The 15,918-nt window shown below is 34.4% G+C and carries 7 protein-coding genes; all 7 read right to left on the bottom strand.

Going from position 1 to position 15,918, the window contains the following annotated elements:
* Window positions 1-16 precede the first annotated feature (16 nt).
* Window positions 17-3,430 (bottom strand): VCBS repeat-containing protein, encoded by a 3,414-nt coding sequence (locus ATO12_RS11715; RefSeq protein WP_240486126.1) that lies wholly within the window; start codon window positions 3,428-3,430, stop codon window positions 17-19.
* Window positions 3,431-3,469: 39 nt separating this feature from the next.
* Complete coding sequence (locus tag ATO12_RS11710) at window positions 3,470-4,957, bottom strand: SusD/RagB family nutrient-binding outer membrane lipoprotein (protein WP_034242171.1); 1,488 nt, start codon at window positions 4,955-4,957, stop codon at window positions 3,470-3,472.
* An 11-nt stretch (window positions 4,958-4,968) separates the two neighbouring features.
* The gene (locus tag ATO12_RS11705; RefSeq protein ID WP_034242170.1) at window positions 4,969-8,106 is read right to left on the bottom strand and encodes a SusC/RagA family TonB-linked outer membrane protein; all 3,138 of its coding nucleotides are present in this window, start codon (window positions 8,104-8,106) and stop codon (window positions 4,969-4,971) included.
* A gap of 185 nt (window positions 8,107-8,291) precedes the next feature.
* A complete protein-coding gene (locus ATO12_RS11700) occupies window positions 8,292-9,776 on the bottom strand; it encodes an alpha-L-fucosidase (RefSeq protein WP_034242169.1) in 1,485 nt (494 codons plus the stop codon).
* Window positions 9,777-9,809: 33 nt separating this feature from the next.
* Window positions 9,810-12,116: a GH92 family glycosyl hydrolase gene (locus ATO12_RS11695; RefSeq protein WP_081802048.1), complete on the bottom strand. Its 2,307-nt coding sequence runs from the start codon at window positions 12,114-12,116 to the stop codon at window positions 9,810-9,812.
* A 64-nt stretch (window positions 12,117-12,180) separates the two neighbouring features.
* A complete protein-coding gene (locus ATO12_RS11690; RefSeq protein ID WP_034242168.1) occupies window positions 12,181-14,517 on the bottom strand; it encodes a GH92 family glycosyl hydrolase in 2,337 nt (778 codons plus the stop codon).
* A gap of 42 nt (window positions 14,518-14,559) precedes the next feature.
* On the bottom strand, window positions 14,560-15,912 hold the full coding sequence (locus ATO12_RS11685) for an alpha-L-fucosidase (RefSeq protein WP_034242167.1): 1,353 nt from the start codon (window positions 15,910-15,912) through the stop codon (window positions 14,560-14,562).
* Window positions 15,913-15,918: the final 6 nt, after the last annotated feature.

Here is a 15,918-nt window from a genome sequence, read left to right as displayed (position 1 = left end):
TTATTCTTAAGTTATTTTAATTATTTTTTAGAATAAAGGACTGAAGTATCCCATTATTATTTGCTATCAATACTTTCTTACTATTCTTATCTTTAAGTATTTCAATTTTTTTAGCATCTTTTCTGGCAAAAAGACCGCTTTCTTTTCCTAATAAAGCAGAAAAATTACCCTTACCATCTCCCAGCAATAATACTCCGGTCCCTGCATCATTTCTTGGCGTTTCTATTTCTGATACAAATAAATTTCCAACCATTAATGCATCTAGATGACCATCTTTATTGAAATCTTCGACTACAATATCATTAATACTCGAAAACTGCGCCTGATATGGTAACGACGAAATCTTAAACTCTCCTTTACCTATATTTTCGATATAAGAAGAAGCAAAAGTTTCTGTTTTATAGTGTAATGCTCCTTGTAATTTTTTTTCACCATAAACCTGGTTAATTTCTAAAGACGCAAATAAATCATACTTGCCAATTTCTTTTTTGAGAAGCGGTATTTGTTCTGCCGAACATGAAAATCCTCTTAATGGATAGTGTTTATTTTTATTATAATATCCCAAAACTATGTCATTATGACCATTATTATCAAAATCATCATAATAAATGTCAAAAGGAGCCTCTTTGGATGTCTTATACTTATAATTTAGACCAATATTACCTACTATAAAATCTATATCCCCATCATTATCAAAATCTCCTTTTTCGATACTAAACCACCATCCAGATGAGTTTTTTAAACTCTCATTAGTCTCTTTATAAAATTTACCATTTTCATTTTTAAATAAAGTAATGGGCATCCATTCTCCTACGAGTATAAGATCGATATCATTGTCACTATCATAATCGGCCCATACTGCATCTGTTACCATCCCAATATCCTTTAATTCTGGAGCTATTTTATCTGTAACGTTTATTAATTGTCCATTTTCATTATTTAAAAGCATACTTGTGGCCGGCATAGGATATTGATGTGGTATGACTCTTCCTCCTACAAAAAAATCTATATCCCCATCTTTATCATAATCTTTGGCAATTACTTTTGATCCACTATGACGATTTACATTAAGAATTGCTCCTTTAGAGAAATTTCCTTTTCCGTCATTAAGATATAATCGATCTATATAATGAGGATCATTTTTTAGATATTCATTACCGCCACTTACCACGTATAAATCCAGAAACTCATCTCCGTTTACATCTGCAAAAATTGCATCTACATCTTCGTAAGCGTTTTCTTTTTTCCAGAAATTTTTATCACTTCTAACAAATGTCTTTTCTTTATTTTGAATATAAAGCTCTGCATCGAACCCCGTAGCTCCTCCTAGAAATACATCTTCTAAACCATCATTATTAACATCTCCCACTGCCATAGCTGGCCCGAACTGAGATAGTTTATGTGGTAATAATAATTGATTAGCATAATCATCAAATACATTTTCTTTATGCTTAAAATCAATCCCAAACGATAAGGTGTTTTCTGTAAATAAAGAATTTTCTTTATGTATATCTGCCCTACCTATATCTTTAGCAGAAGCATTGTTCATTTCTAATTGCAATACTTTATTTGCCGAAATATTTTTTTGTATCGTTTTACGACCATTAGGCCAGGTAACGATTAGGCTATCTATTTTTTTATAATTACCCACTCCAAAATGCACAAAAGGCTCACTGGTCGAATAAATTCCTCTAACATTAGTGGTCTCCTGAGTTTGCACATTACCATCACAATATAGTTGTATCCTGGTTCCAAAAACAGGTTTTCCTTCTTTGTCTGACAATTGAATTCTAAGAAAATTAGATGTTGGTATTTTCTCAGAATTATTGCGATATATAAAAGCTTCTTCATTGATATTATTCACCACAATATCTAAGTCACCGTCGTTATCAAAATCGGCATAAGCAGCTCCATTTGAAAAGGATTTTTGCTCTAATCCCCATTCATTTATAACTTTTTTGAATTTTAGATTTCCATAGTTTTTAAACACATAATTTTGCAATGGTTGCGATGGTATTAGAGATAGTGCTTTATCCAAATCTAATATTTCCCATATGCTAATCTCTCCTGCATTAGGGTTTTTCTTTATCCATTCTTTTGCTGTTTCAGTAACAAACTCTCCAACTTTTTTATCTGCATCGGTATTACGAATATCACGTAACAATCCATTTGTAACATAGACATCTTTTAGTCCGTCATTATCAAAATCTGCTATAAGATTAGCCCAACTCCAATCGGTAGCGGCCATATTCGTTAGCTGAGCAACATCACTAAAAGTCGAATTCCCGTTATTGAGCTGAACAGTATTATACATATACTGGTAGTGCCCTCCATTTTTTACTACTTTCTGAAAGGCTTTTGGATTCATCCCACTCATGTTTGATTTAGATCGAAAATTATCCTCGGACACCATATCCACTACAAAGACATCTAATAAACCATCGTTATTTATATCTGCAATATCTACCCCCATACTATAATAAGACATATGATTTAAGGCATCATCAGCCTGATTAGTAAAAGTGCCATCCTTATTATTTACAAAAAGAAAATCTGGCGCATAAAAATCGTTTGCGATGTAAATATCTGTCCATCCATCATTATTGATATCACTAGCAGATACAGCATTGGGAAAACCTGTTCGCATAAGTCCTGCTGCTTCTGTTACTTCTACAAAGGACTCTTTTCCTGTATTTTTTAGTAATTTGATATGATACTCTGGTCGAAGTAATTTTGTTCCGAAATAATCTGAATAACTTCCTGGATTGGGAGGCTGCGTTAATAAAAGTAAATCTAAAAACCCATCTTTATTATAATCTAAAAATGTGGCGTGCCTGGTTCTTTGAGAATCTGCAATACCATATTTAGTCGCAGATTCTATAAAAGTTCCATCTCCATTATTAATATACAATAGATTGGTTCTCCATTCTGGTTTATCATCATAGAGTTCTCTACTTACATAAACATCAACATATCCATCATTATTAACATCTGCAATAGTTACTCCTGTAGACCAGCCACCATCATCTTTTACTCCTACTTGTTGGGTTACTTCTTTAAAAACAAGATTTCCCTGATTAAAATATACTTTATCGGGAACCATATTTCCTGCAAAATATAAATCCTGTAAACCATCATTATTAAAATCACCAACTCCAACTCCTGCGCCTCCATAAAAATTGGCATATTTCAGTATGTTTCTTTCTTTTGTATCTTTTATCGTATTTGAGAAAGTTACTCCGCTATAAGAAGAATCCAGTATCGAGAATCTTTTTTGTATACTAGTATTTTTCTCTTCTTTTTTTCCGTAGAAAAGAAGAAGTACTATTATAAGTACGGGTACACAACACAAGTATAAATTACCATTTTTCATTTCATCAAAAATATATTTCTCAAAAAAACGAAGGGGAAAAATGAATTTCCCCTTCATCGATTTGGGCGACAAAAGGCTTCAAAAAAAAACACATAACTATTCCTTATCCCACCACACTCTTGTGGTTAACACATCTGGTCCTTGTCTAGAAATTGCTGCGTTGTAATTTTCGGTATTATTACTTTGTTCGCTAACAGCATATGTTAATCTTCTAGGTATTGTTCCATTGGTAACATTTCCAGGGTAATTAACCGGAGTCAATACAGGATACCCTGTTCTTCTCCAGTTTGCAAATGCTTCATATTCGTTTAAAAATGTCGCTGCCCAATATTGTGTATTAATTTGCTCTAAGGCATTGGCTAAAACAAAAGGGTTGTCAATTAAATATTGGTCTATATCGGCATCTGCAATTGCTCCTGCTGTACCATATAATTCTAACATTTTCATAGCTGCTCTTACTCCTGCATTATAATGAGATTCGGGATCACCTCCTGCAAGCCCCCATCGATGTGCTGCTTCTGCCAGCATAAATTCGACTTCTGCATAGGTTTGGAAAAACATTGGCGCATCTTCTCCTGTAATAATACTTCTATTAGGCTCTGTATAAGCATCTGTGTCTTCTTCTCCTGTTAATGCCATTAGTAGGCTAGCATCTAATCCATTAGGTAGCCCTTTTTGATCTGCCAGAGCAGTACTCCCATCACTTCTTCGTGCTCCAAGAATCGGTAATCTAGGATCTCCCGTTAAGAAATCTACAAATGTTTTACTAAGACGAGGGTTTCCATCAGCAGTAAAAACTTCTCCGATTCCATTTTTATTAATCCCTTCGGGACCTGCTGTATGCTGAATATAAGCAATATCAGCATTAGATGTCATAACACCTCCTGCAATAGCCTTTGCAACCCATTCTTGAGAAGCTGCAGGGTCTGCTTTAATCAATCGCAATCCTAAACGTAACATCATAGAATAAGCAAATTTTTTCCACTTTTCCTGATCTCCATTAAACATTAAATCTCCTGAGCCAAAACCTGAAGTACCAGTTCCTAAAGCAGCAGCAGATTCTTCCAGTTCTTTTAACATATCAGCATAAATCTCACTTTGCGCATCATATTTTGGTTTCAGTATTCCTTCTAAAAAAGCTTTACCAGCTTCACTATATGGAATATCTCCATGCAAATCTGTTAATCGATGAAATACAAAAACACGCTGTATCCTCGTGATTGCTTTCATCTCTTCGGGATGTCCTTCTTCTTCTAATTGGATTAACATATCTTCTAATGTTTTTACAGCATTTCCATAAATCCTGTCGATCATTGAAGAAGCATACCCTTCGTTTAAAGTATATTTATCCCCAGCCCAATATCCTGCAGTTGTAGACATATGCTGCATCATAGTAGAGCAATAAATCAGGTTCGCTCTCCAATTCTCGTATCTTTCTCCAGATGTGTATAGTTGTGTAGCAGATAATTTATTTACTACACTTACTTGTGTTGGCTTAGTAGGGTCAACATTTAATTCTTCAAAACCTTGATCACATGAACCCAATAGTATTGTCAAGAATATTATATAAATTGATTTTTTCATGATTCTTTTTTTTAAAACTTTAAATTCACATTTAATCCGTAGCTTCTGGTAGAAGGAAGTCCAAAGTATTCGAGACCTTGTGCGTTACCAACATTGTAAGCACTTTCTGGATCTATATTATCTACTGTTCGCATGATATAGAACAGGTTAGACCCTATCACAGAAATTGTAGCACTATCTAAAAAAGTATTATCTAGCAACTTATCAGGAAAACTATATCCTAAACTCAATTGTCTGAATTTTATATAATCTGAATCTTCAACAAATTCTTCTGCTATTTGACTAATTCTACCATAATAGGTTTGCAGATCTTCTGGAGCCACTGTAGTGGTAAATTGTTCTCCGGTTTCTGCATTTACACCTGTAACGGTCAATCCGTTTTCTCTACCAGCCAAAGTACCTTTATGTAATCCGTTTCCATAAGTAACTGTATTGGTTCCTGAAAAAATCTGCCCACCAAACTTACCATCGATCAAAAAGTTCAATATTAAATTCTTATAGGTGATTGTGTTTGTAAACCCTAATGTTAAAGGAGGAACTCCTTCTCCCAGAATTTTTCGTTCTCCTCTTTGTGCTAACGGAACACCATCACCATCAATTTCATATACAATGTTTCCATTATCATCCCTCACATAGGATACGCCAAAAATGGTTCCATATGCTTCTCCTACAATTTGTTTGATTTCTACATTTCTCGATCTGGGTTCTCCCAGGCTAATTTCTCCCTCATCCTCGTTGGTTGCTATTACTTTTCCTGTATTATGAGCTCCATTGATAGTAGTTTCCCAACTAAAATTTTCTGTTTTAATAGGTGTTCCTGATACCAAAAATTCAATTCCTTTATTTTCTACTTCTCCAATATTTGCTAAAGCTCTTGAATATCCTGAAAACACCGAAGTACCAACGGGAACTATATCATTTGTTGTTTCATTGTTATAATATGCAATATCAAATGACAGTCTATTAGTAAAGAACCTTGCATCTAAACCTACTTCAAATTCACTTTTATTAAATGCTACCAGATTAGCATTTGGCACCTGGTCTCCTGTTATAGCTCCCAGAGGTTGCCCTTGATGTCCTTGTCCAAAAATCTCATATGTTAAGGCCAATTGATACGGATCCTGTGCTCCTCCAGCTACTTTTGAATATCCCGCTCTTAGCTTCAAGAAATTAATTTTCTCGGGTAACTCCAATGCTTCTGATACGATAAAACTTGCACTTACAGAAGAATAAAAATCATCATTGGGAGTTGTTTTTCCTGGAAATGATAATGTAGAAAACCAATCATTTCTTCCTGTAAAAGTTAAGTAAGCAAAACTATCGTAAGAGAGTTCAACAGATCCATATAACGATCCTATTTTTCGTTTTCCATTACCAGGGTTGTCTCTGTTGGCCCCAAAAATATTTTCCGAAGATTGATTAACAGTATTCCCAAATTGCTCTAATCCAGGTACTATAAAATCATTTCCCCTAAGTATTTTGGTTTCCTGAGAGACGCTATTACCATTTGCCCCAATAAAAATATTTGTGGCTAGTCTGTCTGTTATATTTTTTTCTACTCCAAGTATTAAATCTGCATCAATTTGACTATACCTAATTTCCCTCTCTTCTATACCTCCCAGTGGTTTATATGCAGTACCGAAAGGTTCTACTGCGGTTCTTCTAATTGTGTAATGATCTACACCCGCTCTACCAGAAACATAAAACCAATCAAGAATATCATATCGTAATGATGTAGAAGCTATAATTCTATTTTTTGTGTCTTCATTTCTAAAATTATATGCGGCAAAGTATGGATTTTGAGAAAACGTATTTGACGAATATTGTCGTTCTGATAAATCTTCATTTGCTCCTGGATTCATAAACCGAACATCTACATTTGGAGATAAATTAGCTACTGTAAAGTTTCCATTTCCCGGAGCATCAGACAAACGGGGTCTATTCATTACTTTCTCTACAATATACTTTACATTTACCTGAGTGGTAAGTTTTTCGGCCATAACCGCTCCAGAATTCAATGAAAACGTTTTTCTATTCAATCCAGAATTTGGAGTAATATCGTTATTCGACAGGTCAGAAGCAGAAAATCTATAATTAAAATTATCTCCTCCATTTGTTAATGCTACAGAATTAATATAAGTCGTTCCTGTTCTGTAAAAGTGATCCAAATTACTCCCGACATACGAATACGGTCTGGATACACCATCCCATTGTATAACACTAGAGCCGTCTAACCGTCCTCCCCACGAAGATAGACCTACATCTAATGCCTCTTCCTGATTTACTGGTTTGGCTGCTCGCCTACCCTGGCCATATTCAGTTTGAAAATCTTGTAATGAGGTATCTACTTTATCAAATGTTACAGAGCTACTAATTTCTACTCCAAAACCTTTTTGTTCTTTCCCCGATTTTGTGGTTACTATAATAACTCCTCCTGCAGCTCTCGAACCATATAAAGCTGAAGCAGCTCCTCCTTTTAATACACTTACAGATTCAATATCGTCGGGATTGATACTAGAAATACCATCTCCTCCATCTGAACCTCCCCATAAACCAGCAGATCCATTATTATTATTACTAATCGGAATACCATCAACAATATATAATGGTTGATTATTTCCGGTTAATGAACTTGAACCTCGAATAATTACTCTACTTGAGCCCGCAGCACCAGTTGAATTTTGAGTAACATTAACTCCGGCAACTTTTCCTTGTAATGAATTAACCGCATTGGTAAATTTAATTGTAGATAACTCTTCTCCTCCAACCTCGGTTAAAGAATATCCAAGAGCTTTAGTGCTTTTCTTTATTCCTAAAGCAGTTACTACTACTTCTCCCAGTTGTTCAGAATCTGTGGCTAATGTTACATTTATATTTGCCTTTCCATTTATAGCAATTTCTTTTCCTTCAAATCCAAGAGAAGAAAATATTAAAATGCCAGATGCATCTGAAACCTCTACAGTATAATTTCCATCAAAATCTGTTGATGTACCATTAGATGTTCCTTTTTCAATTACATTTACCCCAACCAGAGGTATCCCGTCTTCACCCGTTACAATACCAGAAACGGTTTTTTTACTTTGCGCTAATGTTACACTACTTGATAAACATAACACAATTGTTAAAAAAATCAGTAATTTATCAATCATACTATCTTCTTTTAGTTAATTTATTTCTATATCGACAGTACAAATGTTACTCTAATGCTAATTTTTTATATAAATTTTTCGATCAATGACAACTCAAAAAGGTTAAATAACATCGAATTGATTCATAAAAGAAGTGGGGTAACACTGCATATTTTTTAAAAAATTATAGTGCCAATTAAATTACTTTATTCATTAATCTTTACTACAAAAGCCAGGGTATTTAAAAGCTTGGTTTTAATTTTTTTGGGAAGGTCTATTTCTATGGTATTATTCTTTTTTACCCATTTTAAAGGAATATCGAACCCTAGTAGTTTTAGTTTCGCTTTATTTGAAGGCACATACCCAGAGAATATAATTTTGGAAGGTATCTCGGTTCTATCTTCTTCTATTAGATAGATGAGGTAGACTGTTCCGTCTCTTTTCTTTGTAACACAAATGTTCTCAAATTTGTAGGGAGGTATAGATCTTGTGTTGTAAATAGCTTCATTATTTACGTTCATCCATTTACCAATTTCTTCAAGTAACGTGTAGGCACCTTCATCCCATTCTCCTTTTGCATTAGGAGCTATATTTAATAATAGATTTCCTCCTTTTGCTACAATATTTACCAATGTATGTATTGCTTCTCTCCCAGTCATATATTTTGCATCCGGTGTCCAGGACCATCCACCACCCGATATGATGCAGGATTCCCATGGGTACGGAAGTGGGCTTTTAGGAACTCTATTCTCTGGGGTTAAATAATTTTGGTTTTTACCATGAACGGCACGATCCACGACTATTAATCCAGGTTGTCTTTCTCTGGCTTTAACAACCAGTTCATCCATTTTGATATCCTGGTTGATTATTCTATGTTTTAAATAGCCATTCTTTTTATTTTTTAATTGTTTGTCGTACCAACTTGTAATTTCGGATTTTGGAGTCTTGGCTACCCATCCGCCATCTAGCCATAAAATATCTACTTTCCCATAGTCTGTAAGCAATTCTAAAATTTGATTATGTGTAAAATCAATATACTTGCTCCATTTTTTGGGATATGCTTCGGGCTCATAATTTACATTCCTATCTTTTGGTGGAAAATATGGATCCCAATAATTCTGGTGGTTCCAATCTGGTTTTGAAAAATAAGCTCCTGTCCAAAATGTCTCTTTTCTAAAAGCATCAAATATCTCCCTGGTAATATTAGCTTTAGGATTTTTAGAAAAAGGAGTTTCTGAACCTGTTATTTTATAATTGGTATACTTAGAATCAAACATTGAGAAACCATCATGATGTTTTGTAGTAAAAATTACATATTTCATGCCTGCATTCTTAGCTGCTTTTGCCCACTTCTCAGGATTAAAATTGATAGGGTTAAACGTTTTTTGAAGTCCTTCGTATTCTTTTTTATAACTGTTGTAATCGCTGGGATTAGTTCCTTTTTTACGCTCACACCATTCATATTCTTCGGGACACAATGACCATGATTCTACAATTCCCCATTGGCTGTATGTTCCCCAATGCATTAGTAACCCAAATTTAAGATCTTGCCATTCTTCCAATTTTTTAAGTACTATTGTGTCTGTTTCGGGAACATAACGTTCTTCTTCATATACTGCTTGAGCCATACTATTCTGTACAAAAAGCAGAACTACCCAAACCATCAAAAAACTTGAATTTACATTTTTCATGTATTAGAATTTATAGTAAGTAGGAAACCTTATTTATTTCAAAATAAACCGTAATCTTCCCTGGTTAATTAATTCCTGATGTGAGATAAAATAACCCTCGTGTGCTTTTTCATTCACCAATATGGTATTAATAAAAGTTTCTTTTTCGGGAGTATTAGAAGTGATTACAATCTTATCTGTGTTATAATACTCTCTATTTAAATGAATTGTTATTTTATCAAATTTTGGAGTACAAAACGCATATATCGGTTGTGCAGGTGAGACTGGATACATCCCCATCATCGAAAATATAGCCCATGCAGACATGGTACCTGTATCATCATTTCCTGGTAACCCATCTGGACCATTTTTATAATATTCTTCTAATAAGGTGTTGACTGTCTTCTGCGTTCTCCATTCCTCCCCTTTTACGTAATTAAATAAAAATGGATATGCTATATCTGGCTCATTTGCCATATCGTATTGTTTATTATCAAATACCTTTTGTAGCTGATTTAAAAAGTTTTTATCTCCTCCCATAAGAGCTTTTAATCCAGAAATATCGTGTGGAACCATAAAAGTATATTGCCATGCATTTCCTTCTATAAATCCAGGATTTTTTACAAAATTAGCTCCTGTATCAGGGTTATAAGGTGCTAACCAAGTACCATCATCATTTTTAGGTCGTAATAAATTAAATTCTTTATCAAAGAGCTTTCTATAAGACAAAGAACGTCTTGTAAAACGATCATAATCATCTTCTTTGTTTAGCTCTTTGGCTAACTGTGCTATGGCAAAATCTGTAATATTATATTCTTGTGTAGTAGATACTGATCCACTATTGGTTGTTTTTGTGGTTAGATATCCTTTACTTATATAATCTTTAATTCCTGGGCGTAGTGGGTTATTATCTAATTGATCTGCACTTTTGAGCATAGCTTCATATGCTTTTTCAATATCAAAATCCTTAATTCCTTTTAAATAAGTATCTGCAATAATAATTCCCGCCGGATCTCCAACCATAGTTGTTGTTTCTGTTGCATTTAATTCCCACTTGGGCAACCATCCTGTTTCATCATAAATCTGCAACATGCTCTTGATTATATCTGATTGTTGTTTTGGATATACCAGACTCATCAATTGATGTAAATTTCGATAGGTATCCCAAAGTGAAAAAACAGTATATCGCGTTCCTTCTGTTTTTAAAGTTTCCCTGGTTTTCATTTTAGGGTATTCTCCATTTACATCATTCAAGGTATTTGGATGTATAAGTGTATGATATAGGGCTGTATAGAATTTTATTTTATCCTCTTTTTTTCCTCCTTCTACTTCAATTTTTGACAAATATTGATTCCATTCTTCCCTGGTTTCTTGTCGAATTTGATCAAAAGTCTTACCTGAAGTTTCTTTTTCTAAATTTTCTCTGGCATTCGCTATACTTACATACGAGATTCCTACTTTCATTTCTACTTGGGTAGGGGCTTCAAAATGATATTTCATATACCCTCCAATACTATCTCCTACTACCTCTTTTGTGTATCCTTTCTTTATTCTTTCTTTTCCATTATACCCCATCCACTGTGCTTCAACCCCTTTGTATTTCTTTGGTTTTTTCCATACTCCAAATTCGTCTGCTGGTTTTGAAAATCGAGCTACAAAATACACCGGGTATGCTTCTTCGGGTTTATAATAACAAAAAGACCCTACAGCACGTATTCCTTCTATTTCTGTTGAAGATACTATTTTGATCATTCCTCCTTGTTCATTGGTAAGTCCTAATCCCAGATTGAGCATTATATTAGATTCTCCTTTTGGAAAAGTATATTTACTTACTCCCGTTCTGGTGGTAGCGGTTGTTTCTACTTTAATAGTATACTTATCCAGCATATTAGAATAATAGCCCACTTCTGCAACTTCATTAGAATACGTACTACCATATAAAGAATGATCAGTTTCAATCGCGCCTGTGGTTGGCATTGCGAGAATCACGCCTAACTCAGGACATCCTACTCCGCTAAGATTTACATGACTAAAACCTGTTAAATACTTATTTTCGTGAACATAAGGGGTAGAAAACCAACGACTATCTTTTTCTAAAGGAAGGTTTTGCTTTCCTGCTACATTAAACGGAGATACGCTTGCCATCCCTCGTACTGCAATTGGCCCCGGGTTGGTTGTTCCAAAGTTTGAGGTTCCGATAAACGGGTTTACATATTTTGTCACATCAACCGATTGCTTTTCAAAAGCATTATTTTCCTTTACCTTTTCTACATTGGCTTCCTTTTGGCAAGAGAAAAACAATAAGGGAATTACTACCCATAGCTTCAAAATATATGTCTGTCTAAAAATTATCCTAGTCATTATCTCTTATTTTTATGTAATGCCTTCGGAATGTATAATACATGAAGGTCTATTTTAAACTAAACTATTCCTTACTTAAAGAATAAGGAACCTCATCATTTGAGTTGGCCCAATCTTTATTTGGAGTACTAGTCATTTTGAAATCTAAATGTCCTCCTTGCTGAATTACTTCATAATCCAAATAGCTATTATGATATGTTTTTCCGTTTAACGAAGCTGATTGAATGTAAACATTCTCCTGATTATTTTCTGGAGCATTAATTACAAATTCATTTCCATTTTCTAATGTAATTGTAGCTTTCTTAAACAATGGACTCCCTATTACATATTGGTTCACTCCCGGAGTAACCGGATAAAACCCTAATGCACTAAAAACATACCAGGCAGAAGTTTGACCATTATCCTCATCTCCACAATATCCATCTGGTGTTGCAGCATACAGTTTAGTTAATACTTCTCGTATTTTTTCCTGAGTTTTATACGCCGCATTAGCATAATTGTAGAGGTAAATCATATGTTGGATAGGTTGATTACCATGAGCATAATTCCCCATATTTACAATTTGCATTTCTCTAATTTCATGGATTGTAAATCCGTAATAGGAAGCGTCGAATTCTGGCGGCATAGTAAACACATGATCCAATTGTTTTTCGAATTCAGATTTCCCTCCCATCAATTGAATCAAACCTTCTATATCATGAAAAACAGACCACGTATAATGCAAACTATTACCTTCGGTAAAGGCGTCTCCCCATTTTAAAGGATTAAAAGGAGATTGAAAACTACCATCTTTGTTCTTACCTCTCATTAATTTAGTAGTAGGATCAAACAAATTTTTATAGTTTTTGGATCGCTCATAGAATGTTTTTGCGATCTCTTTTTTTCCTAGTTTTTCTGCCATTTTAGCAATGGTAAAATCTGCGTACGCATATTCTAAGGTTCTTGCCGCATTTTCGTTGATATTAACATCATACGGAACATAACCTAGTTTGTTATAATAATCTATCCCTTCTCTTCCTACAGAACGGATTTCTTTGCCATTAGATAAGGGACGTCCTTCTGATGTTGTCGCATTTTTGAGGATTGCCTGAAATAATGTTTCTACATCGATATTAGGGACTTCTTTTAAAAATGCGTCTGCTATTATGGGTGCAGAATTAGAACCTATCATACAATCTCTATGTCCCGGGCTAGCCCATTCGGGAAGCCATCCTGATTCTTTATAGGTATTAGCCAATCCTTCCATTATATGGCTATTCAATTCGGGATACATCATGTTGAAGAATGGAAACACCGCCCTGAAGGTATCCCAAAATCCATTATCTGTAAACATATAACCTGGCAATACTTTTCCATTATATGGGCTATAGTGTACAATCTCATTCTTTTCATTGAACTCATAGAACTTCCTTGGAAAAAGCAATACTCTATATAAACAGGAATAAAAAGTTTTGATATGATCTAAATTATCATCTTCGATCTTAATTTTACTTAATTCTTTTTCCCAGGCATTTTTTGCCTTTATTTGAGTCTGTTGAAATGTATCGTTTCCTATTTCCCGATTTAGATTTAGTTGCGCTTGTTCTGGGCTAATAAAAGATGATGCTACTTTTACATGTACTGTTTCTCCTTTTTTAGTTTCAAAACCTATTATCGCCCCTACATGCTCTCCTTCATTTTCTTTTGAATTTTCTATCAATTTCCAACCATCTCCCCAGGTATGATTGATGTTAAAATCTTTATCAAATTCGGCTACAAAATAATTATGAAAATTATTTGGTACACCACCGCTATTATTTCTACAATACCCTATTATCTTGCGTTCTTCTGGGATGATTTTTACCATAGAACCTTTAAAAAAAGCATCTAACATGATATAAGATTGATCTGCTTTGGGAAAAGTAAATTTAAAATGTGCTGCTCTTTCGGTAGGTGCAACTTCTGCTAGTACATCATAATCTGCCAGATATACCTTATAATGATATGGTTTTACAGTTTCTGCTTTATGAGAGAACCAGGAGGCTCTTTCATCTTCTTTATACTTAAGATCTCCTGTTATGGCCATTACCGAAAATGCTGCATAATCGTTAATCCAGGGGCTTGGCTGATGCGTCTGTTTTATTCCTCTTATTTTATTCTCATCATATTTATATGTCCATCCATCGCCCATTTTTGAAGTCATGGGTGTCCAGAAATTCATTGCCCAGGGAGTAGCGATTGCAGGGTAGGTGTTACCATTAGATAGATCAAAAGCTGAGTCGGTTCCCATTAATGGATTCACATAATCCACCAAACTCTGTGCTAGAACGGTTTCTTTATTTTCTGTCTTTTCTATATTTTGTTCTTTACAGGATAGTATTATTATCACCATAAAACAACTCCATATTCGTCTACCTTTCATCTTTTATTTTTTTTATGTATTAATCTGTAATATCATCTATTGTTAATTTAACTCTACAGCATTTCCATGACCTCTATACAGTTTTAATTCTCCTTCTAATTCTATCTCCAAAACTGTTACATAGGTATCTAAGTTTTCTTTTTTAGGAACTTCTATTCTTACAATTCCCGGGATATTGTTCCAGGATGCTCCTCCGTTTCGAACAAAAGTTAATTCTTGATTTTTTCCGACTACTTTAATCGATTTTATTGTATTCTGAATTCCTTTTAAAGAGATATAGTTTTTAGGCTCATTAAACAGGCATAAGTACAATTTTGTAGTATCCTTACTTAATAATGTGGGGCCATAAAAATGACCATATGGCAATCCTGCTTTAGTGTCAAAAACAACTTTTTTATGAGTATTAATCCAATTTCCCAGAATTTCTAATCGTTCTTCCTGTTCTTTAGGAATTGTTCCGTCTGGCTTCATTCCGATATTAAGCAGTAAGTTTCCTCCTGAAGCTATTACCTCAACAAAGGTTCTAATAATCTGCGAAAATGGCTTATAGTTCGTATCCGAAGGAAAATACCCCCAATTATCATTCATGGTCATGCAAAATTCCCATGGACCTTTTGGTCTCACCACAGGAATCCCTTGTTCGGGAGTACTATAATCTCCATGTGTTTTTAGGCGAGAATTTACAATAGTTTTAGGGTTCCAGGATAGTAATGAATCTTTTAGAGATTGTGCTCTCCATTCTTCACTCGATTTTTCCCAATCTCCATCAAACCAATACAAATCAGGTTGATATCGATTACTTAGTTCCTTTAATTGTCCTTTATAAAATCTAACAAAACGCTCCCATCTTGTTAAGTTCTCTAATCCTTTTTGAGGGTAGTCATTTTTAGTATCTGGTCTGGGAAATACAACATCATAATCCGGATGCGACCAGTCGCATAAAGAATAGTATAATCCTACTTTTAATCCTTCTTTTCGTAATGCTTCGACATATGGTTCTATCAAATCTCTATTTGCAGGTGTTTTTTCTTTAACATTTAGAGTACTGTATTGGGTATCCCACAGAGAAACTCCATCATGATGTTTCGTCGTCATTACAGCATATCTTGCTCCTGTTTTTTTAAACAGTTTAGCCCATTTTACCGGATCATAATGTTTTGCAGTAAACCCTTCACCTTGTTTCATATATTCTTCGTAGGAGATTTTTTTATGGTATAAGGACCATGATTCTGCTATTCCATTTACTCCATAATATCCCCAATGGATGAATACTCCTAGTTTGGCATCTTCAAACCAGGATAATCGCTCTTCTTCTGTTGGTTTTTCGTTTTGTGCAACCATCAGATTTGCGATACTCAACAAAACAAACATGCAAATTGTTCTTATGTATTTCATCTGATT

This window comes from Aquimarina atlantica (genome assembly GCF_000626715.1).
Taxonomy (GTDB): Bacteria; Bacteroidota; Bacteroidia; order Flavobacteriales; family Flavobacteriaceae; genus Aquimarina; species Aquimarina atlantica.
This window is presented reverse-complemented; position numbering and strand designations above follow the sequence as displayed.

Coding starts and splice junctions, on each gene's coding strand:
- ATO12_RS11710 (WP_034242171.1), bottom strand. CDS start 4,957: ATGAAAAAATCAATTTATATAATATTCTTGACAATACTATTGGGTTCA.
- ATO12_RS11715 (WP_240486126.1), bottom strand. CDS start 3,430: ATGAAGGGGAAATTCATTTTTCCCCTTCGTTTTTTTGAGAAATATATT.
- ATO12_RS11705 (WP_034242170.1), bottom strand. CDS start 8,106: ATGATTGATAAATTACTGATTTTTTTAACAATTGTGTTATGTTTATCA.
- ATO12_RS11685 (WP_034242167.1), bottom strand. CDS start 15,912: ATGAAATACATAAGAACAATTTGCATGTTTGTTTTGTTGAGTATCGCA.
- ATO12_RS11690 (WP_034242168.1), bottom strand. CDS start 14,517: ATGAAAGGTAGACGAATATGGAGTTGTTTTATGGTGATAATAATACTA.
- ATO12_RS11700 (WP_034242169.1), bottom strand. CDS start 9,776: ATGAAAAATGTAAATTCAAGTTTTTTGATGGTTTGGGTAGTTCTGCTT.
- ATO12_RS11695 (WP_081802048.1), bottom strand. CDS start 12,116: ATGACTAGGATAATTTTTAGACAGACATATATTTTGAAGCTATGGGTA.